Here is a 21,697-nt window from a genome sequence, read left to right on the forward strand (position 1 = left end):
ACAATCACCCCATGGCGGTTCGGTTGGAGGAGGTCAAGAGAGCCCGGGAGGTCATCCGGGGGGTGGTTGCCCCGACCCCCACCCTGCCCGACCCCCTGGCCTCTGAGGAGCTGGGGGTGCAGCTTTTTGTCAAGGCCGAGTCCTTGCAGAAGGGGGGCTCCTTCAAGGTTCGGGGGGCCTTTAACAAGATTGCCTCGCTCACCGAGGAGGAAAAAGCCCGGGGGGTCATCGCCCCCTCGGCGGGCAACCACGCCCAGGGGGTGGCCCTGGCCGCTGCCTTGCAGGGCATCAGGGCGGTCATCGTCATGCCCCAGCACGCCCCCCTGACCAAGGTGGTGGCCACCCGCCGGCTGGGGGCCGAGGTGGTCCTGCATGGAGCCAGCTTTGACGATGCGGTGGCCCACGCCCACGAGTTGCAGCGGCAGCACGGCTACACCTATGTCCACGCCTTCAACGATGAGCAGGTCATCGCCGGGCAGGGCACCATCGGGCTGGAGCTTTTGGAGGCGCTGCCCGACCTGGATGTGCTGGTGGTGCCCATTGGAGGGGGTGGGCTGATTGGGGGAATCGCGGTGGCGGTCAAGAGCCTGCGCCCCCAGGTGCGCATCGTGGGCGTGCAGGCTGAGGGCTGCGCCCCGGTCAACCTTTCCCTGAAGGCAGGGGGGCCCATCAGCGTCCCGGTGGCCCAGACCATCGCCGATGGCATTGCGGTCAAGCGGCCCGGGGAGCTCACCCTGCCGCTCATTCGGGACTACGTGGACCAGGTGGTGGAGGTCAGCGACGACGAGATCGCCCGCGGTATCGTCCACTGCGTGCAGAACCTCAAACTGGTGGTGGAGGGGGCGGGGGCGGCGGGGATGGGGGCCTTGCTGGCGGGCAAGGTGCCCCTGGCGCCGGGCCAGACCGTGGCCACCGTGCTTTGTGGAGGCAACATCGATGGCAACCTGCTTTCGCGGGTAATCGAGCAGGTGATGGTGCGCCAGGGGCGGTATATCCTGCTCAAGCTGGCGGTGGTGGACCGGCCCGGGGCGCTGGCCCGGGTGGTCTCGCGGGTGGCCGAGGCCGGGGCCAACATCATCGATATCTTTCACCGCCGCGCGCTGTGGCTGGCGCCGCTCGGCAAGGTGGGGGTGGAGCTGGTCCTCGAGGTGCGGGACGCCGCCCACGGCGAGGAGGTCCGGCGGGTTTTGGAGGAAGCAGGCTACCACCCCGAGCGGGAGCGGGTAGGCGAGTGGCCCGACTAGGCCCTTCCCAGGGCGGGCTCACCCTGGTCGGGTGCCCCGGCCAGGCCGAAGTCCCTGGCGATGAGCCGGGCCGTCATCTTGGCCGACATCATCACGCTGGGCGTGCCCGCTCCCGGCTGCACCCCGGCCCCCACCAGGTAGAGGTTGTGGATATCCTCGCTTTTGTTGTGGGGGCGGAAGAAGGCCGACTGGGTCAGGATAGGCTCGGGGCCAAAGGCGTTGCCCAGATAGCTGTTGAGGGTGTGCTCGAAGTAGTCGGGGGTGATGAAGCTCACGTGCACCAGGCGCTTTAGGAGGCCCGGCAGGTAGCCTCGCTCATCCAGGAAGGCGAGCACCCGCTGGGTGAAGGGCTCCCCTAAAAGCGACCAGTCCAGGCCGCTGCCGTTGTGGGGGACAGGCACCAGGGTGTAGGCGGCGTGGTGGCCGGGGGGGGCCAGGCTGGGGTCGGTTAGGGTGGGGATGTGGAGGTACTGGCTGAAGTCCCGGGCCAGGACCTTGCGCTGGAAGATGTCCTCTAAAAGCCCCTCGTAGCGCGGGCCCAGGATGATGTTGTGGTGCCGCAGCCGCTCTTTTTCGCTGCCGTCGGCCTTGAAGCCGAAGTAGATCACCACCAAGGACATGCTCTGACGCCGCCTTTTGACCACCCAGTCGGCGTTCCAGAAGCGGTACTGGGGCTCGATGAGCTTGAGGTAGGTGTGGGCGTAGTCGGCGTTGGAGACCACCAGGTCGCTTTCAAGCACGCTGCCATCGGCCAGGGTGACGCCGGTGGCCACCTTGCGCAGGCCCTGGCGCACCACGTTGATCTTCTTGACCTCGGCGCTGTAGCGAATCTGCCCGCCCAGCTCCTCGAATTTCCGCACGAAAGCCTGCACCAGCGCGCCGGTGCCCCCCAGGGCGAAGTGGATGCCCCAGGTCTTCTCCACGAAGTGGATCATGGCGTAGATGGCCGGCACCGCCAGGGGGTTGCCGCCGATGAGGAGGGTCTCAAAGCTGAAGACCTGGCGCAGTTTGGGGGACTTGAAGTACTTGGCGGTGAAGCTGAAAAGCGAGCGCACCGCGTCCAGGCGCAGCAGGTCGGGCACGATGCGGAGCATGGTGAGGGGGTCGCCGAAGTGGGTGTAGCCCAGCTCGAGGAACCCCCGCTCAAAGATGGCCTTGGCATCCTGGTGGAAGCGCTCGTAGCCCTCGAGGTCGCCCGGCTCGCCCAAGGCGGCCACCTGCTGGCGGGTGTGCACGGGGTCGCCGTCGTAGTCGAAGTAGCTGCCGTCGTCGAAGTAGATGCGGTAGAAGGGCAGGATGGGCACCAACTGCACATAGCGGCGGGTGTGCAGGCCCTCCGCTTTTTCGGGGAAGTCGGGCAGGTGAAGGTTGGGCCGGCCCCGCTCCAGGGCGAAGAGCTCCTCGATGAAGTGGGGCACGGTGATTACCGTGGGGCCCATGTCGAAGGTGAAGCCGTCTACCCGCTTCACGTAGGCCCGCCCGCCAGGCCCGTCCAGCTTTTCCACGATGGTGGTGTCAAAGCCCAGGCTCTGCAGCCGGATGCCCATGGCCAGGCCGCCGATGCCCGCTCCAATGACCACTGCGGTTCGCGCCATATGGGGCAGAATACCCTGGGGCCAGGGGCAGATTCTTCGGCGGGGCTACAAATCCGGGCCTACTTGGCGTACTCCACCGCCCGGCTTTCCCGCACCACCGTGACCTGAACCTGGCCGGGGTAGTTCATGTCACGCTCTATGCGGTTGGCAATCTCGCGGGCCAGGAGCACCGCTTTGGCGTCGGAGATGCGCTCGGGCTTCACAATTACCCGCACCTCGCGCCCGGCCTGCACCGCAAAGGCGTGGTCCACCCCGGGGAAGGAGAGGGCGATGCGCTCGAGCTGCTCTAAGCGCTGGATGTACTCTTCCAGGCTCTCGCGCCGGGCCCCGGGCCTGGCCGCGCTGATGGCATCGGCGGTGGCGACCAGAACCGAGTAGAGGGTCTCGCCGTTCTCGGGGTCGTGGTGGTGGGCGATGGCGTCGATTACCTCTTTGGGCTCGCCGAAGCGGGTGGCCAGGGTGATGCCGATTTCCACGTGGGTCCCCTCAATCTCCCGGTCCACCGATTTGCCCAGGTCGTGCAAAAGCCCGGCCCGGCGGGCCAAAGCCGCGTCCAGGCCCAGCTCCGCGGCCATGATGCCGGCGAGGTGGGCCACCTGGATGGAGTGCTTGAGCACGTTCTGCCCGTAGGAGCTTCGGAAGTGGAGCCGGCCCAGGAGCTGCACCAGCCCGGGCTTCAGGGCTACCACCCCCGCCTCCAGGGCGGCCTCCTCGCCCCGTTCGTAGATGAAGGTCTTCATCTCGTTCCTGGCTTTTTCCACCACCTCCTCGATGCGGCTCGGATGGATGCGCCCGTCGGCCACGAGCTGCTCCAGGGCCATGCGGGCAATTTCACGGCGGATGGGGTTGAAGCTGGAGAGGAGCACGGCCTCGGGGGTGTCGTCGATGATTAGGTCTACCCCGGTGAGGGCCTCGAAGGTGCGGATGTTGCGCCCCTCACGCCCGATGATGCGGCCCTTCATGGCGTCGGAGGGGATGGGCACCACTGAGACCGCCAGCGCGGCTGCGGTCTCGGAGGCCTGGCGCTGGGCGGCCAGGGCCAGCAGCTTCTGGGCCTCGCGCTTGACCTCGAGCCTCACCCGCTCCAGGCTGGCCTTGACGCGGAGGGCTTTCTCCTCCTCGAGCTCGGCGTCGAGGCGAGAGAAGAGCAGATTCCGGGCCTCTTCCAGGCTCATCTGGGCCACTTCCTGCAGCCTGAGGTCAATCTGCCGCTCGCGCTCCGCGAGGGCGGCCTCGCGGGCCAGGAGGCTTTTCTCCAGAGCATCGAGCCGTTCTTCCTGCTCATCAAGCCGGGCCGCCCGCGCGTCGAGCTGTTCGCCCCGCCTGGCCAGCCGCTCGGTCTCGCGCTTGAGCTCCTCGCGCTCGGCCCGCACGGCCTGAAGGTCGGCCTGGAGCCGTTCGCGTTCGGTTTTGAGCGAGGCCCGCTCGGCCTCTAAGCTGGCCTGGAGCCGCTCCCGCTCCTCCCTGAGCTGCTGGCGCAGCCGCTCCTCCCCCTGCTGGCGCAGCCGCTCGAGCTCAGCCTGGGTACTTTGGCGCAGGTTTTGAGCCTCCAAAAGCGCGCTTTGACGCAGGTTCTGGGCCTCTTCACGGGCTGCTTCGAGCTGGGCCCGGGCCTGCTCTAAAGCCGCCTCGGCCTGCCGCCGGGCGGCCGCCAGAATCTGCTGGGCCTCCTGCCGGGCGGCCTCGAGCTCGCTTCGGCCGGCCTCGGCCAGGCGGTTGCTGCGCTGGGCCAGCACCACCACCGCCACCCCCAGCACCACCACCATGAGCGCAAGGATTACGTCTAGAAGAGTAAAAGTCACTGCTACCTCCTCGAAAAGGAGGTTCTCTCAGTTTCGGGTCGGGTGGCGTCTAGCGCGAATCCCTAGACCTTGGGGCTAGACCTACCATGTATCGCAGCGGGCTTTGGGTCTGTGCCATGGCTGCATGGCCCTTCATCCTGGGAGAACCCCCGCCAAAAGCCCTCAAGCCTCGGCCGCTTCCGCCGGCTCCTCTGCTTCCGGTGAGGCGGCCAGCACCGTTAGCTTACCAGCTTGCGCCAGGACCTTCTCACGAATCTCCTGGGCCAGCCTGGGCTCAGCCTTCAGGAACTCGGCGGCTTTTTCCTTGCCCTGCCCAAGCCGCACCTCGCCGTATGAAAGCCAGGAGCCCGACTTGCTGATGACCTCCGTGGCTACAGCAATGCTCACCAGGTCGGCCATAGGGTCTATGCCCTTGCCGAAGTAGAGCTCTATCTCGTGCTCGCGGAAAGGAGGGGCCAGCTTGTTTTTGGTCACCTTGACCCTGACCCGGTTGCCCACGGCTGCGTTGCCCACCTTGATGGGCTGCCCCTGCTTGCGCACGTCCAGCCGCACCGAGGCGTAGAACTTGAGGGCCCGCCCGCCCGGGGTGGTCTCGGGGTTGCCGTACATCTGCCCCACCTTTTCCCGAATCTGGTTGATGAAGATGGCAGCGGTGTTGCTTTTGGCCAGCACCGCGGTGAGCTTGCGCAGGGCCTGGCTCATCAGCCTGGCCTGCATGCCCACGAAGGCGTCGCCCATCTGCCCCTCGATTTCGGCCTGGGGCACCAGCGCTGCCACCGAGTCTACCACCACCACGTCCACCGCCCCGCTGCGAGCCAGAAGCTCCACGATCTCCAGGGCCTGCTCGCCGGTATCCGGCTGGGAGACCAATAGGTCGTCGATGTTCACCCCCAGGCTTTTGGCGTAAAGCGGGTCGAGCGCATGCTCTGCGTCAATAAAGGCCGCCACCCCCCCCATCTGCTGGGCCTGGGCGATGACGGAGAGGGCAAGGGTGGTCTTGCCCCCCGACTCCGGGCCGTAAATTTCGGTGATGCGGCCTTTGGGGATGCCGCCTACCCCCAAAGCCAGGTCGAGGCCCAGGCTGCCGGTGGGAATCACGTCTACCTGCTGGCGGGGAGCCTCCCCCAGGCGCATGATGGCCCCCTTGCCGAACTGCTTTTCAATGGTCTTTAGGGTGCCTTCCAGAACCTTCTGCCTCTCCTTGTCCATATTCACTCCCGTTCAGCGCAAACGCTTCGACGATGCGGTACTTGGAGCCCGAGGGATCGAGTTTTGACTCCACTAGGTAGACGTGCTGGGCCACAAAGCGCAGGTTCATCACCACCGGCCCCACCCGGGGGGCAGGGCCTTTTTTGCGGGCCAGGGTCAGGTGGGGGTGGAAGCGGTCGTCCTGCACCCCCAGGGCCTGCCGCAGCCCCTGGGCCAGGGGCTCCAGCCCTGCCCCGGCGGCCTTGATGAACCAGACTCGAGGGGAGCCCGTGGGGGGAAAGTATCCTGTGCCGCCTAGGGTCACCTCGAAGGCCGGGACCTGCGCCGCCACCTCCTGTCCTGCCTGGCGCAGCTCGGCCAGCCTTGCCTCGGGCTGTTCGCCCAAAAAGAGGAGGGTGATGTGGAGCTGACGGGGCTCTACCGGCTTCCAGCCGCGGAAGGGCTTTACCCGTTCCTGCACCGGGCGCAGGGCCTCCTGCACCTCGCGCGGGGGAAAGAGGGCGTAGAAGAGCCTCATCGCAACTCCCCCAGCAGAAAAGCCAGCGCAGCATGGGCTGCCCGCTGCCTTAACACCTCGCGGCTGGCCCCGGGAAGCCGGTGGTGCTGGGATAGGCTACCCTCAGGGCCGGCCAGGCCCACGTAGAGCGTGCCCACCGGCTGGTCGGCCACCGGATCGGGTCCGGCCACCCCGGTGGTGGCCAGGCCATAGGTGGCCCCCAGCCGCTCGCGCACCCAGATGGCCATGGCCTGGGCAGCAGAGGCCGAAACCGCGGGAGCAGGCAGCTCCAGCCGGGCCTTGACCGAGGGGTGGTAGGCCACCAGGCCGCCCAGATAAGCCTGGGAGGCCCCGGCCACGCCGGTGAGCAGGGTGCTTAGGGCCCCGCCGGTCATGGACTCGAGGGTGGCCAGGGTCGCGCCCCTGGCTTCCAGCGCCCGGAGCACCAGGGCTGGGAGGCTGTCCCGGTCCTGGCCCCACAGCGCCCGGCCCAGAAGGGGGCGGATCTCCTCCACCCGTTGGCGCACCGCCTCAGGCTCCCCTCGCACCACCACCGCCACCCCATCCGTGTGAGCATAGGTGGCCACCTGGACGGCCCCGTTGCGGGAGAAAAGCGGCCCCAGAAGCTCAGCAATGCGCGACTCGCCCAGGCCGAAGGTTTTGAGGGTGACCTGCTGATAGGCCCTTGGAGGGAGGTTTAGCTGGGGTAGGAGGCTGGCCCACATCGGCCGCCACTCGGCCGGGGGGCCGGGCAGGCAGACCAGGTCTCTGCCTTCCCGGTGCACCCACCAGCCGGGGGCCGTGCCCCGGGGGTTCTCGATCCAGCGGCCCGAGGGAATTCTGGCGGCCTGCTTGCGGTTGGCCTCAGGCATCCGCCAACCCCGCGCGGCGAACAGCTCCTCCAGCCGGGCCAGCATCTCTGGGTCGGTCTCCAAGGGCTCCCCCAGGGCCAGGGCCACCGCTTCCCGGGTGATATCATCCGGCGTGGGTCCAAGCCCGCCCGAGAGCACCACCAGGCGGGCCCTCTTCCAGGCCTGTCGCACCTCCTGGGCTAGGGCCTCCAGGTCGTCGGCTACCCGCAGGGTGCGTCGCACCTCCAGGGCGTAGGGGCGCAGGCTCGAGGCGATTTCGGCGGTGTTGGTGTCCACCGTCTCGCCGTATAGCAGCTCATCCCCTACCCCTATTATTTCTGCTAAAAACATAAACTGTCTCCTATATTACAGCAAAACTTTAAAAAACCAAGACCCCCCGTACCTCCATCATACGGAGGGGAGGCGCAAAGCGCGCTAGTGCAGGGGCAAAGCGGCCACGGTGGCCGACCAGCCCGCCACCCGTACCTGGTCGCCGGGCCGGAGTTCTTTGCGCAGGAGGGCCAAGGCGACCGCCCCCCACTCCGGCGACTCCACCGCGGTGCCCACCCGGCCCACCGGACGGCCCTCGCGAAAAACCTCGGCCCCGGGGGGGATCTGGGTCTGGCCCAGCAGGGCCATGAGCTGGTAGCGGGTCTGCCCCCGGGCCTCGAGCCGGGCCATGATTTCCTGCCCTAAATAGCAGCCTTTCTTGTAGCTCACCCGCCCCTCCAGCCCCACCTCCTGGGGCAGCTCGCCTATGGCCTCGGGCAGGTCGGGCTGGCCGCGCTCGACCCGCCAGATATGCCAGGCCGCGCGCCCCACCAGGCTGGCCCCGTTCTCCAGAAGCTGCCGGGCCAGGTGGGCCGCCTCCTCACTGGGGGTAAAAAGCCAAACCCCCAGCTCGTCCCGCGCCACCACCAGCCCGGGAGCCCGCTTCAGGCTCCAGTAGGCGGGCAGGGGAAGAAGCCGCTGGGCCACCTCGCCCGCGGCCGGGCCTTGCAGGCGCAGAAGGGACCAGGAGAGCGCGCCCACCTCCACCTGGTCGAATACGATGTAGCGCCGAAAGCGCCGGCTCAGGGCCTCGGCGTTGGGGGTGCTCACCCAGAGGCTCTCGCCCAGGTGCAGCACCCTGCCCAGGTGCTCGATCTGGCCTTTGGCGTTCAGAAAGAGGGTCTCGAGCCAGGTTTCCCTGGGCATCTGGCGAATATCCGAGGTGCACTGGTTGTGCAGGAACTCGGTGCGGTCGGGCCCGCTGAGCTCCAGCAGGCCGTGCTCGGAAAAATCGAGCAGTGCTGCGCCCTGGTAGAGGGTTTCCAGCTCTTCTTCTATGCTCTTGTAGTGCCACGGTACACGGGCCTCGCCCTCGCGGCCCCAGTGCACCCCCTGCTCCTCGTGCAGTGCTTCAAGCAACATCTTCCTCAGTTTAAGCGCCTCACTTAGCGCACCACCACCCGGTAGCAAACGCTGCCCGAAGCCCCTGCGGCCAGCACACCGAGGCTCACCCGCACCACCCCGCCCGTGACCTCGCCTGCATCGGCATCCTGTGCGTCGGTGAGGGGGGTGCTGTTGAGGCGGAGGCTGCCTGTCTGGTACAGGGTGAAGAAGGGAATGGGGTCGGTGAGGACCACCTGGCTTACGGAGGCATTCCCCTGGTTGCGGTACTCGATGCAGTACTCCAGCACCTCGCCGGGCCGCCCCTGCACATACTCGCCGAAGGGGGTGCTCTGGCTTACGTTGCGCACCCGCTTGGTGAGCTCCAGGTCGCCGCCCACCACCACCCGGGTGGTGTCGTAGAGGGTGCGACGCTCGGTGATTGGATTGGTGGTCCAGGTAAGCTCCAGGCCCAGAGCGGCGATGTCGGTATGGCCAGCGGGCAGCCCCCCGGGCAGCAGGACCCGCACCTCGATGGCGCAGGCCCTGAGGCTGCCGTCCGCTTCACGGGGCCAGGCGGCGTCCACGGTGAAGCTGAGGGGAGGGGGTTGGAAGACCTCGCTTGCGTCAAAGACCCCATCGCAGTTGGCATCCCGGCGGAGCTGGTAGCTATGGGCCCCAGAGACGCCCAGGGTTGCGCTTCCCAAGGTGCCCGGGCGGAAGAAGTGGCGGTAGGTTACTGCCCCCGGGCTCCCGGCCTGAGCGGACTGGTCGGGCTGGAAGAAAGAAGGCCGTACGATGCCGAAGTTGTAGCCGGTGTAGACCTGGCCTGAGCTCATCCCGCTCAGGACTCGAGTCTGGGCTCCAGGGTCGCCGTACGAGGTGGCAAGAAGCACGCTTCCGCCTGCTATGTTGCTGCCGGTGGCAGGGCTTTGGTAGTGGCGCAGGGCGACGCTGCTGCCAAAGCTGTGGGGAACGTAGAGGACGTAGTCCCCGCTGGCGTCGGTCAGGGTGGAGCGGCTCTGGCTATTCCCGGCCACCTCCACCACCACCCCGCCCAGGCCAGTCTCCCCCCCATTCTGCCGAGCGTCGTTGGGCGTTCCTCCGCCCCGGCCGTCGTCCAGGAAGAGCCGGCCTGATATGCGGTAGCCCTGGAACAGACCAAAGTCCAGCCCCTCCAGGTTCGCGCTGTTCACCGTTACCGGGCGAGTCCCCGCCGGGTTGATGAAGAGCCAGCCCGAAGGGGCCTGGGGGGTGGTGGCGGTGGGGTTTGTGGAAAGCACCAGGGTATAGCTGCCCGGGGCTACGCCAGAAAAGCTATAAGCACCCGTTCCTGCGTTTACCGCTACCGACTGCACCACGCCGCTGCCCTGTATCAGATTGACGTACACGGTGGGGCCGCCTTGCCAGTCTTCCCCTGCTTCCCGAACCCCATTGGGTTCCCGGTCGGCGTAGACGCGCCCCGAGAGGCTTAGCCCCTGGATGGTGAGGACAGCAGTGGCAGCGCTGGTATTGTTGCCCAGGTCGGTTTGCAGGGCCCCTGCGGCCAGGGTGTTGGTGTAGCTGCCTGGGGTGCTGCCGGTAACGTTGACGCTTACCGTGCAGGAATCGTTGGCCAGAATCTGGCCGCTATTCAGGGTCACGCTGGAGCTGCCGGGGTTGGCCACCACCGAGCCGCCGCTGCAGGTGGTGCTCACACCGGCCGGGCTGGCCACCACCAGGCCCGCGGGCAGGTTGTCCACCAGGGGTGCGGTGAGGGTAGCCGGCACAGGGTTGGGGTTGCTAAGGGTAATCCTCAGGGTGCTGATCTGGCCGGGGAGGATGCTTGGGGGGCTGAAGGTTTTGTTCAAGCTAGGGGGAATGGGCACGCTGGTGCTGACGCTGGCGCTTGCGCTTTGGGTGAAACCGCCTCCCAGCGTCTGGGCGTTATAGCTGATCTGGGCAGCGTTGGTAATGTTCTGCCCTGCCGCGCTAGGCAGCACCCGAACGCGGAAGCGCACGCTGGCCCCCTGGGTGGGCAGGATCAGCCCGCCCTGGCTGGCGTTGGCCCCGGTGCCCAGCCTGAAGCGCACGCAGGGTGGACTGCCCGAAAGCTCGCTGCAGGCGCTGCTGTACTCGGCAATGTCGTCCCCTGGGGCGTCGGTAAAGGTGCCGGTAGGGGCTCCGGTGGCATTGCTCACCACCTGAAGGCTTCCGGGCACATACTGGGTACCGGCGGGAATGGGGTCGCGCAGCACCACGCTGGTGGCCCCGTCCTGGCCGGTGTTGGTGAAGCTAATGGTGTACTCCAGAATGTCACCCACCACCACATTGCCTCCGTTGAGGTCTTCAACGCTTTTCGTGAAGGTGGTGGTGAGGTTGGGGAAATAGATGTTCACGGCGAAGGTGAGCACCGCAGGGAAGTAGACGTCCTGGGTTGAGGTGAACTGCAAAGTAGCGGAGGTGGCTCCGTTGGGAATGCGTCCTGTGGCGTCTACCAGGTCCACGTCCACCGCCATTTGGTTGATAAAGTCGGGGGTTTTCTGGGTGAAGCGGTTTCCTAAGCGAGAGATGGAGCTATTGAAGAAGTTATTGCTGGGGTTCTGGGCATCGCTCAGCGGGGTGCCGTTCAGGATTAGCTGGTCGCCGCTGATACCCCCATCTCCTTCAAAGGCCACAGCCCCGATTTGGGCGTTAACCGCACCTGTGGCCGGGGTGAGGAAGCCGCTAGGGGTGATGGTCACGTTGTTGCCAGCGGAAACCACCGCCAGGCCGTCGTAGACCACCAGGTTCTTGAAGGGCTCGCTGGGGTGGCGGTAGACCACCACCAGGCTCCAGCCGGCGTAGAACCCGAGGTTGTCATTTCCAGTGTTTGCTAGAATCCCCCCTACCCAGTAGGCGCCGCTGCCACTTGTCTGCACGACGCCGGTGACATCCGCGAAGGCCGCGTAAGGGCGGGTGGTGGCGGCGCCCTGGTTGGTTATGGTGCCCAGGAGGGTGCCGGTGACGGTCTGGTAGCTGGTGGCCCCGGGGGGTTTTAGGCTAATAAGGTTTCTTCCCGAGGCCGATTCGCTCGCCCTGGCCCCCCAGTAGAGCCCCGCCCAGAGGACCTGGGCCCCTGTGGGCAGGGTGAGGGTGGCGCTGCTGGAGCCGCCCCGCCCTGGGCCCCAGGTGGGGGCGCTGGGGTCGTAGTTGGCGAAGATCATGCTCTGGTTGTTGCTGGCGCTGGGGCTGTTCATCTGGCCGGTGTTGCATGCGCTTCCTGAGCCGGCGCACATGAGGGTGTTGCCCACCAGGACGATGTTACCTGGCTCGTTCGCAGGCCCATAACGAGCCTGAAAGGGGGTGGTGACCTGGCTCAAGGCGGGAGCAAGAATCAGGGGCAAGAGGAAAAACAGCTTCTTCACCGGCTGCCTCCCAGAAGATCAAGCCTCAAGTAGAGGCCGGGTCGGGTCTCCGGGGTGAGGCCCGAGAACCCCTCCAGGGTGTAGCCTGCGCTCAGCCAAAGGCCTTCCAGGAGGCGGAAGCTCACCTCCAGGCTGAAGGCCCGTGCGCTTGTGGCCGTGCTGGGCTGGAACAGGTGGTAGTAGCCAGCCCCCAGGCCGAGCCAGGGGGTGAGATGGTAGTTGCCTGCCAGGCCTAACTGGTAGGTGCTGGCCTCGGGGTCGGAGGGCTTCAGGCGGTAGGCTAGGCTGGGGCGAAGCTGGAAGGAGGATTGGGGGTAATAGCTTGCGGCCAAAGCTCCTTCCAACGTGCTCTCGCCTGCCTGGACCAGGCGGTGGTAGGTGAGGAGGGTGAGGTCGCTGCCCCGCAGGGCGTAGGCCAGGGTGAAACGGCCCTCCAGGGTGGGCAGAAGCTGGGCGGTGGCGTCGAGGGAAAGGGTCTGTTGAGGGTCGAGTTGCCCAGTGGCCCCCCCGCGCAGCACCAGTTTGGTGCCTTCCCTAAAGGCAGCCTCTCCTCCTAAGGTAGCGGTGAAGCCCTCGCTGCGGTAGCGTGCCGCAAGCCCAAAGGCCGCCTGGCTGGCCCCGCTCCCCAAGCTTTGTTCGTAGCCCGCCGTGAGGTCCAGGCTCCAGCGCTCATCGAGCGGCAGGGGGGCCTCCAGGCCGAAGCGGGCCCGGTTGCCCTCGCCGGAGGCCCCCGGCAGTTGATAGGAGAGGGCCAGATTGGCGCCCCCCAATTTTTGCCTGAGGCCCAGGCTGCCCGACAGGCCCACTCCCCAGGTGTGAGCAAGCTCCCCCTCTAGGGCGAGGTTTGCGTCCAGCGCCAGGCTGCTTCTGAGCTGGGTCAGGGCCGGGGTGAGAGCGGTGAAGGGCTGGCTGTGGGTGAGCTCGGCCCTCGCTCTGCCCTCCTGGAAGCCCACCCGGCCCAGGGCCGCAAGGGCCGCAGCCTCCCAGGTGTAGCCCAGGCCTGCGCCCACGCTAAAGCCTTGGGAGAGCTGGGTGATGAGGAGAAGGCCGGTCTGGTTGTTTTGGGCAGCCGTGTGCTCGAGGGAGAGCCGGGCATTCTCATCCACGCGGTAGCCCAGGCGGGCCTGGCCCTGAAGTTTTTCCTGAAGGGTCAGGCTGGCGCTGGTCTCCAGCGGGCCTGCCTCGCCCATGGCCTCCAGCTCGAGCGCTTCCCGGCTCCCACGGCCGTAGCCCAGGCGCAGGCCGAAGCCCTCCTGCCTGAAACCTGCTTCCAGACCCCACTGCCAGCCCGTCCCGGCCAGATAAGCGGCCCCCCCGCCCAGGCTGAGGCCCCCAGCTTGGTAGCGCACCCCGGCCCCGTAGCCAAGCGCCCGGGTGCCCTCCGAAGGCGCGTAGACCACCCGCAGGCGCACGGGCTGGAAGTCCGTGGAGGTGGGCCAGAGGGGGCGGGCCAGGGTCAGGGTGCCTGTGGCGTCCAGGGTATAGTCCTTGTAGCGCTCTAGCCGTTTTTCACTGCCTCCTATCTGCAAGAACACCTGTTCGCTGCCGGGCTCGGCGGGGGTGGGGAGCCGGTAGAAGCGGGTGCCATCGGGCACGATGAGCTCGGTCCGGGTGTTCTGGGGCAGCCAGCCGGCAAAGGCCTGCAGCGCAAGGTCGCCCCGGGTCTGAAGGCGGAAGGCGGTGGCCTGGGGGAGCCCCCTCACCCCGGGGAGGCCAAGCTCACCCCTGTGGTAGCCCAAGCTGAGGTCGGGGGTGTCGAAGCGCAGGGCCAGGGGGTCGTCGGAGGAGAGGGGGAGGGCTGCCTCGGTGCCTGCGCCGGTGAGGGGGAAGCGCTCCAGGGGGTCGGCTGGGGGCCTCAGGCCGCTCTCCAGGCCTCCTCCCGGACGAAGCTGTCCGTCGGCTGCAGCCTGCAGCCGGCCCTCGCCCAGCGGGGCTTCCAGGTAGCCCCGGAAGAGGCCGAAGGCCTGGACTTCCTGACCGAAGTGAACCCCTAGGCTTCCCTGGGTCTGCCACAGGCCGGCTCCCGGCCCCAGGGCGAAGAAGTGGGCCTCGGCCTCGAGGTCCTCGAACCTCACCCGGACCCGCACCTCGCCCGCGGTGAAGAGCGGCTTCAGGCTGAGGCGGGCCCTGCCCTCCTGCAGGATGAGCTGGTGGCCCGCCTCCTTAGGGGAAGCGTCGGGGGTAAGGGGCTCTGGGCTGGTCTCCACGGTGAGGGGGCCCGTGCCGCTTGGGAGGCCGGCTTTGTCCAGGGCCAGGACCTCGAGCTCCAGGGGGCTTCTCCCGTCGGCCAAGACCCGCAGGGGGCGGATCTCGACCCGCACGGGGCGCCCTTGCAGGAACACCTCCACCTCGTCGCTGCCCTGGGGGGTCTCCACCCGGAGCCGGTTTTTCCCCTCCCGGAGAGCAAGGCCGTAGAAGCGGAGGGTCTGCACCCCTTTTCCGGGGTCATAGGTGGCCTCGCCTAGTTGGGTCTGGGCTACCTCCTCTTCGTTGAGGAGAAGCCGGTAGGTAAGGCCGTAGGGAAGCTCCAGGACCGCTGGGATGCGGTCTTCGCGGAAGACCTGGCCTGGGCGGGGCGCCCGGATCCACCCTGGCCGCTCTTCTTCGCGCATTGCCGCGGTTCTCTCCAGCTCTTTATAGCTCACCCGTCCTCGCAAAAATACCTCTCGCTCGCCCACCCGCAGGGTGAGGGTGGGTTCTTCCAGCGGGGGGAGCGGTCCGCGGTGGTCTACGCTGTAGCTCAGCACCCCTTCAGCCCGGTAGGGGAGCTCGAAGAAGAGCCGCCCTTCCCGGTCCACCCGGGGGTCAGGGATGGGAAGACCGTCCAGCCGGGCCGAGCCCTGTTCGTAGCGGGCCCCCTCGGGCAAGGGGTGGGTGAGGAGGAGGCCCTCTCCTTGGCCTTCGACTTGGAAGCGGAGTTCGATGTTCGAAAGGCGCCGGGGTTCGGGAAGCGGGAGGACCTCCAGGGTGCTTCGGGCGGGCTGGGAGGCAGGGGTCTCGCCCACAAAGGCGACCGCTTGCTGCTCGAGCCGTCCTAGGCGCTCGGTAGAGGCCGAGAAGAAGACCTCCCGCACCTCGCCCGGGCCAAGGAGCAGGGCCTCTTCGCCAGGCGCCAGTTTCAGCGAGAGGCTCAGGGTTCGATTGGTGGGGTTCTCCACCCGCAGGGCAAAACCGGCCTCCCCACTCACCAGCACCCGGGGTGGGCGGGGCTCCAGAAAGAGGGGCACCAGCCTCCTCTGAATCTGGTTCTCGGCTCGCACGAGCCCGCCCTCAAAGCGCAGCAGGGCCGAGAAGCGCCCTTCTGCTTCGCTGCCAAAACGCACCCGCGCCCGGTAGGTGTGGGTGGCTGCCTGGCCTGGAGGAAGCTCGCCCGAAAACCGCAGGGGGCCTTCTACTTCCAGCCACTCCGGCGGGGTGTCCTCCAGGGTGTAGCGAAGAGGGGCCTGGCCGGCGTTTTCCACCCGAAGAGATACCTCCACCGTCTCGCCCGGTACCACCACCGGTTTGTCCAGGCTGTGCGAGAGCCGCCCGAGCGGTTGCAGGACCTGGAGGGGGGCCTCGGCTTGTTGTAGGAGGCTACCCTCGGGGCTCAGGAGCTGGGCCCGGTTCACTATGGTCCTTGCGCCGCCGGGGCGAACGTAGGCCTTTACCTCGCGCACCTGGACCTCCTCTGGGGCCAGGCGAAGGGTCTCCTGGAGACTGGGGCCCTCCAAGCCCTCGGGAAGGAGGTCGCGCAGCACCACCGTCCCGGCCTCGTCCCCGGTGTTCCTGACCTCCAGCCGGTAGACGACGGCATCCCCGATGGCTGCAGCAGGGGTGGAGGCCTCCTTCCGCAGGGCGAACCTGGCCGGCTCGAAAAGCCGCATTCTGGCAGTCTCGCGCAGCCCCCAGGGGGCGAGGGTCCCCTCCACAGAGGCCTCACCCCGGCAAAGAGCCTCTACGGGTACCTGGAGGACCGCTTCACGCCCCGCGGACAGGGGAGCGGTGAGCCGGGGGGTGGCCAGGGGCCTCAGGCAGGGGGGCAAGGCAATCTCTAACTCCCCTGGGAGAAGGGCTGGGAAGGCCGTGCGTGCCCGCAGGGTCAGGGTGACCGTATCGCCCACCCGGAGGCGCTCGGGGGCCTCCAGCGCCAGGCTGACCTGGGGGTAGACCCAGAAAAGAACTCTCCGTCGCTCACCAGCTTTAAGCTCCACCGCCTCTGGCCCCTCCACCCGGGCCCCTTCCACCCGGAGCCGGAGGGGGATTCTTCCCGGCGGAAGCTCCAGGCTTCCCTGGCCTTCTAGAAGCCGCAGGTTTTCCCCTCCAGCCTCCAGCGTCAGCTCCACCGGCCTTTCCCCCTCAGGGGTCACCAGAAGCGCCTGGGCCTCCAGCCAGGCTTTGTCGAGGGTGGGGACGGGCTCTGCGGCCGGAGGAGGAGTTTGGGTGAAGAAAAAGCGGGCCACCCCGCCGGCGCAGCCGAAGCGCAGGGTGGTGGGCCCCAGGGCCTCTCCCCCCAGAGCCTGGCTCTCCTTGAGGGCATAGCCTGCCGGCACTTCGTAAAGCTCCAGGATTCGCACCCGTTCTCCTCGTAGACGGGTCTTTACCTCAACGGGCCGCCCGCTGGTATCCGCTGCCTCAATCTGGATGGGCCTGGGGCCGGTGAGCACGAATTGGGCCGGAGCCCCCTTTGGGGCCACCTCCAAGCACCCCTCCACCTTGAAACCGATGGTATTGGAGTACTGGCGGCTTCCTTCGGGTTGGCGAAAGCCAAATCGAACCAGCCCCGGCTGGCGGACCTCATAGTAGGCCCAGCTTCGGTCCTCCGAGACCGTTCGGGGCACGATTTTTCCTCCCTCGTAGTGCACCCGGGCCTCGAGCTCGGCGGGGCCATCCTCGTCGTAGAAGCCCACCCGTATGGGTAGGGCGTCGGGTTCGACTTGGAGTGAAAAGGGCTCTACCCAGCTTCTACTGCGCACAGCGGTTATGCCTGCGAGGGGCTTTGTACGCGCTTCTGGGTCTGGGTTGCGCACATCATAAAGCTGCAAGACCGGGTCCAGCAGAAGCTCGGCCGCTTCCGGCACCCGAGTCTGGATGCGGTAGAGGAAGGCGTTCTTGCCGTTGCCAAAGAATTTGCTCTCCAGCGTGTAGACCCCGGGTGCGAGCTCTCCCCGGAAGAAGGTCACCCAGCGGTGGGGCTCCACCCCAAAGCGGGCCTCGGCCAGGGTGCGTGGGCCCTGGTAGAACGCGAAGGTGGACTCTACCCTTCCCCTGCCGCGGTCGTAGCGCTCGTCCCCAAGCTCGCCTTTGCCCCGGCGGTAGTCGTTTGGGTCGAACCCAGGGGAGTATATCTGCAGGTTCAGCAGGGTGGGCCTGTGCACCACCACCGAGGCCCTCAGGGTGTGGGTCTCCCAGCCCAGGGCGTCCCCCGGCACCACCCCCCTGAGGTCGGTGCGGGGCTGGGCCAGGGCTAGAGGCCCTGCCAGAAGGATGAGCACCAGGCCTCTCATGGGTACCTCCAGCGCACCTCCGGGTCGGTGAGATGCCCTTTGGGCAGGTCGTAGGTCAGGGTCTGTTCGCCCTTCAAAAGCTCAAAGTGGAAGGTCTTGCTGCCCCCATCTGGAAGGGGATCGGTCAGGGTGAGGTCGGGCAGGGGCTCGTCTGTGCGCAGCACCAGCACCACCCGTACCCCAGAGGGCAGGGGCAGGAGCCTCTTTTCCACAGTCAAAGGACCGAAGACCAACCGGGTCGAACGGCTGGCCTGGGCCAGCCCTCGGGGGGCTTCCAGCGGGAAGTCGGTGGTGGTGAGCCCGTCCACGCGCACCCGGTGGCGCCAGCCCTCGCCCAGGGCCTCAGGGTGCGGCAGGGGCGGGAAGGGGGCTGAGAGGGGGTCGAGGAAGACCTCGTGCACCCCTGGGGACACCTCCCGGAAGGTGTAGCGCCCCTCGGCATCGGTGAGGGTCTGGGCCCCATTCGCCAGAAGAAGCCGGGCCCCAGGCAGGGGCACATCCAGCCCGGCCTGGTACTTCCCGTCCCGGTTCACGTCCAGATAGACCCGGCCCTGTAGAAGACTGGGCGGGGCCAGCACCCCGAGCAGGACCCGCGTGAGGGCGGCGGCCGAGGCCTCGGCCACCACCTCTCCGCCTTGCCCGAAGGCCCTCGCGGCCGCGGTGTTCGTGAGGCGGGCAGGGGCGCTTGGGGTGATGCGGAGGCTATAGCTCAGGGCGAGGCGGCCCGGGGCGAGCCCGGCCCAGCGAAGCCGCCTGCCTTCTATCTGCGGTTCTGCTGGCGTCGGGGGGCTTCCCTCGTAGGCGAGCTGGGCGCTGCCGGGGATGTACTGGGTGCCCTCGGGCAGGAGGTCTTCCAGGGTGATGCTCTGGGGGGGCTGGCCCAGGGTGGTGAGCCTCAGGGTGTAGCTGAGCCGGTCCCCTACCCGCACCTCTTTGCGCTCCACCTCCTTGCTGAGGAGAAGCCGAGTGGTTTGCACCCGGAAGCGCACCGGGGGCGAGGTAAGGGGGGTTGCGAGCTCCCGGCTTTGCAGGGTGAAGCGGTTTTCCACTAGGCTTCCTTCGGCCGCGCTGGCTTTTACCCGCACCACCAGGCGGACTTCCCGAACCTGGCCTGGGGCGAGCACGCCCAGGCTGTAGCGCACCCGGTGGGTGCCTGGGTCGTAGACCCCGCCGTCTGAGGCGGCAACGAACTCCAGCTCGGGCGCCAGAGGGTCCTCCAGCACTAGGTCCTGAAGTGCTATGCCCAGGTGGTTTTCCACCCTGAGGCGGTAGGTGACAGGGGTTTCGGGCTCGGCTCTCTCCCCTACGTCCTGCTGCTTTTGCAGGCGGAGCCGGTTCGTATCCACCACTTCCGTCCTTACTGTGTTGGAGGAGTGGCTCCCGCCCTCGAAAGCGCCTCGAGCCTGGTTTTCCACAACCTGCGCCCAGGCCAAAGAGGGGAGGAGTAGAAGGAAGACCAAAAAGCGCATCCACTGTTTTGCTTCTGAAAAGAAGAGGGGCTTCGCCGGCGCTAGTGCGCCCCTGCCAATGCGCCAGCGAAGCCCCCGCATACTTACTGCACCTGCACCCGCAGAACGAGGGTAATGCTGCTGCCTGCAGGCATCACGTCAGCGTTGGTGATGTTGCCATCGTTGTTGGTGTCCACGCCCACGTAGAGGCTCTGGCCCGCAGCAAGGCTCGTGGGTGCCGTAGTGCTCCAGGTCACCCCGTCGGTGGAGTAGAGGATGGTACCGCCAGAAATAGTGGTGGTGGCCGAGGCTGAGACAAAGGTGGTGAAGGCCGGCAGCGGGTCGGAGATGCGGACGTTTCTCAGATCTCCCGTGCCAATGTTCTGCCCCACCACGGTGTAGACGATCTGGTCCCCGGGGAAGGCAATGGCAGCGGTACTGGAGCGCACGGTGGTGCTGCTCCCCACATAGCTCACCCCGCTCTTGCTGAGCGAGAGCTCGCCCCCCACAATGGTGGTGGTCACCTGCACGCTGCTGGTGGCGCTGCCCCCTCCCGCGTAGCTGGCGGAGGCAGTGAGGGTCACCGTTTCACTCCGCCCGATGGGCTCCCCGCTAGGCACCAGAACCCGTATGTACACCGGGGTGCTGCCGCCTGGGGGTAAATTTGGGATAGAGAGGCTGCTTTGCCAGCTGGTGCCGTCGCTGGAAAGCTGGTAGGTCCAGCCGTAGGCGCTGGTGGGAGCGGAGATGCTCACGCTGGCCTGGGCGTTGCCGCTGTTGGTCAGGTTATGGGTGTAGGTGATGGTGCCCGGGCTGGTTACGGTGCCGCTGCGGTCAGGGCTCAGGGTGAAACCGGTCACCAGGTTGACGTTGACGGTGGTGCTGATGGTATCGCTGGAGACGGGCTGGATGCCGGGCGTGTTCGCGTCGCTGTCGGTAGCGCTATCAGCCTGGAAGTTTACTGAATACCCTCCTGGCGCGGCGTTGGTCGGGATATCCACCACTGCGATGAAGCAGCGTCTACCAGCGTTCCCAGGGTTGACGAGCCCCGAGTTGGTCACGGGTGAGGGCGCGGGGCTATCCATCAGCCCGTTGCAATCGGTGTCCGGGTAGAAGCGCACGGTCCAACCTGCCGGCAGGGTGGGGGCGCTCAGGTTGTAGGTGTCGGGGTTGACCCCGGTGTTCACAATCTCGATGGGGAAGCTCACCTGGGTACCGGGGTTGGCGTTTTGGGCGGGTGGGTTGTCGTTGGCGGGGTTGCCATCCCCGGCGCTTCCCAGCCTTGCCAGGTCCACCCCATAGCCCGAGACCACCTGTCCGATGGTATCGGCAGTGGTATCGCTTTGAGCGCTGTTCCCCGTCGAGGTGGCGGTTACAGTGAGGCTAACCGAAGAGCTGCTCGTGTAGGTGGGGGGAACGTAGCAGACCAGGTCGAAGTCGAAGTTGCTGCCAGGGGCGATGGGGCCTACGGGGCCCGAGATGGGGGTCAGGTGGTCGCTTTGGCGGAAGCTACAGGACCAACCCGCCGGTGCACCGCTTACCGAGAGCGTGTAGCTGTCGGCGATGTTGCCGGTGTTGCGCAGGGTGTGATAGAAGGTGATGTTCTGGCCGTTGTAGACCGAGGCGATGCTCTGGTTGTCGCCTGAACGGGTGATGGTGTAGCCAGCAGCGCTGTAGGTGCCCGAGGCCCCTCCCGTGGGGAAGCCGAAGGGTCCGACGACCACGCTGTAGCTTGCATTTACGGTATGGGTGGTGCCGTTGGAAGTGACGGTTCGGTTGGCGCTGCCGTCGTTGAACTGGACGGTGGCGGTGTTGGTGTACTGGGTGCCCTGGGCCGCGCCTGCGGGCACGGTGGCCTGGAAGCTGAAGGTGTACGAAGCCCCCTGCGGGAAGAAAGCCCCGCTGCCGCTGATGAACATGCCCACCCGGTTGCTGCCGGCGGCGTTGCCGGTGAGGGGAAGGGGCGAGGTGGTGGTCCAGGTGGCGCCCCCATCGGTGGAGTAGACGATCTGCACCGTGCCCGCCCCAGCCGTACCAGTGGGGGGCGAGGAGACGGTGAGCCCGTTTGGAATGGCATCGGCGATGAGGATGCCGGTGCCCAGGCCGGAGATGCTCACCCCGCTGGCTGCGCTGCCCCCGGTGTTGGCCCCGCTGATGGTGTAGGTGATGGTGGCGCCGGGGTTGACGCCCCCTGTGGGGCTTGCGGCCTTGATGGCGGTGAGGGCAGCCGCGGTGGTGGCCGTGGCCCGGGCCCAGTTGTCGTTATCCGCCGGGCCCCCGGAGGAGGTCCCCACCAGGTTCAGGTTGCCGTACTGCCCGTTTGAGGCGCCTGCGGGAATGGTGGCGGCCACCACCACGCAGGCCGAGCTCTGGAGGGTGCCCTGGCGGGTAAGCGCCAGGCTGGTGATGCTGGGTTCGCCTGCGTCCAGGGTGCCGTTGCAGTTTTGGTCGTGGTAGATGGCGACACCGCCGAGGTCGAAGTTGTCGGAAGAGCCCTGGGCGGTGGTGAGGGCGATGGTGTCGTTGCCGTTGCCGGTGTTGCTCACCACATAGGCGAAGTAGACGGTGGCGCCGGCCAGGGCAGTGCGGGTCTGGCCAGGGCTTGCTTCCGTGCCGTTGGGGGTGATGGTGAGGCTGTAGACCTGCTGCACCACGGTGACGACCTGGTTGGAGGTGGTGGAGCGGGCCTGGCCGGCTGAGTCGATGTACTGGGCTGAGGCCTGGTTGGTGATGCTGGTGCCGGCCGGGGTGGGTTGGGCTAGGGCCAGCCCCAGGGCCAGCGCCAGCGCGAAAAGGATTCTCTGCATAT

General features: G+C 67.1%; 11 protein-coding genes. 1 reads left to right on the forward strand and 10 read right to left on the reverse strand.

What is annotated here, in order from left to right; genetic code table 11:
* Positions 1-11 precede the first annotated feature (11 nt).
* Positions 12-1,244: a threonine ammonia-lyase gene (gene ilvA / locus DV704_RS00900; RefSeq protein WP_114797675.1), complete on the forward strand. Its 1,233-nt coding sequence runs from the start codon at positions 12-14 to the stop codon at positions 1,242-1,244.
* On the opposite strand, the gene crtI is transcribed toward ilvA, so the two are convergent.
* The 10 genes from crtI to DV704_RS00950 form a co-directional block, all read right to left on the reverse strand.
* Complete coding sequence (crtI, locus tag DV704_RS00905; RefSeq protein WP_114797676.1) at positions 1,241-2,839, reverse strand: phytoene desaturase family protein; 1,599 nt, start codon at positions 2,837-2,839, stop codon at positions 1,241-1,243. The genes ilvA and crtI overlap by 4 nt on opposite strands.
* A 59-nt stretch (positions 2,840-2,898) precedes the next feature.
* Positions 2,899-4,641: a ribonuclease Y gene (gene rny / locus DV704_RS00910; RefSeq protein ID WP_114797677.1), complete on the reverse strand. Its 1,743-nt coding sequence runs from the start codon at positions 4,639-4,641 to the stop codon at positions 2,899-2,901.
* Positions 4,642-4,803: 162 nt separating this feature from the next.
* On the reverse strand, positions 4,804-5,850 hold the full coding sequence (gene recA, locus DV704_RS00915) for a recombinase RecA (protein WP_114797678.1): 1,047 nt from the start codon (positions 5,848-5,850) through the stop codon (positions 4,804-4,806).
* On the reverse strand, positions 5,801-6,367 hold the full coding sequence (gene thpR, locus DV704_RS00920; RefSeq protein ID WP_114797679.1) for an RNA 2',3'-cyclic phosphodiesterase: 567 nt from the start codon (positions 6,365-6,367) through the stop codon (positions 5,801-5,803). The genes recA and thpR overlap by 50 nt, the downstream gene beginning before the upstream one ends.
* Positions 6,364-7,548 carry a CinA family nicotinamide mononucleotide deamidase-related protein gene (locus DV704_RS00925; protein WP_114797680.1) on the reverse strand — a complete coding sequence of 395 codons (1,185 nt, stop codon included), beginning with the start codon at positions 7,546-7,548 and terminating at the stop codon, positions 6,364-6,366. The genes thpR and DV704_RS00925 overlap by 4 nt, the downstream gene beginning before the upstream one ends.
* Positions 7,549-7,632: 84 nt before the next feature.
* Positions 7,633-8,610 carry a folate-binding protein YgfZ gene (locus DV704_RS00930; protein WP_114797681.1) on the reverse strand — a complete coding sequence of 326 codons (978 nt, stop codon included), beginning with the start codon at positions 8,608-8,610 and terminating at the stop codon, positions 7,633-7,635.
* Positions 8,611-8,633: 23 nt separating this feature from the next.
* Entirely contained in the window at positions 8,634-11,954 is a 3,321-nt protein-coding gene (locus DV704_RS00935; RefSeq protein WP_114797682.1) for an SdrD B-like domain-containing protein, read from the reverse strand.
* Positions 11,951-17,440, reverse strand: a complete 5,490-nt coding sequence (locus DV704_RS12430) for a DUF11 domain-containing protein (RefSeq protein ID WP_114797683.1) — start codon at positions 17,438-17,440, stop codon at positions 11,951-11,953. The genes DV704_RS00935 and DV704_RS12430 overlap by 4 nt, the downstream gene beginning before the upstream one ends.
* Entirely contained in the window at positions 17,437-18,909 is a 1,473-nt protein-coding gene (locus DV704_RS00945; protein WP_158539588.1) for a DUF11 domain-containing protein, read from the reverse strand. The genes DV704_RS12430 and DV704_RS00945 overlap by 4 nt, the downstream gene beginning before the upstream one ends.
* Before the next feature lie 83 nt (positions 18,910-18,992).
* Positions 18,993-21,695, reverse strand: coding sequence for a DUF11 domain-containing protein (locus DV704_RS00950; RefSeq protein ID WP_114797685.1), 2,703 nt, complete (start codon positions 21,693-21,695; stop codon positions 18,993-18,995).
* Positions 21,696-21,697: the final 2 nt, after the last annotated feature.

The organism is Meiothermus sp. QL-1 (genome assembly GCF_003351145.1).
Classification (GTDB): Bacteria; Deinococcota; Deinococci; order Deinococcales; family Thermaceae; genus Meiothermus.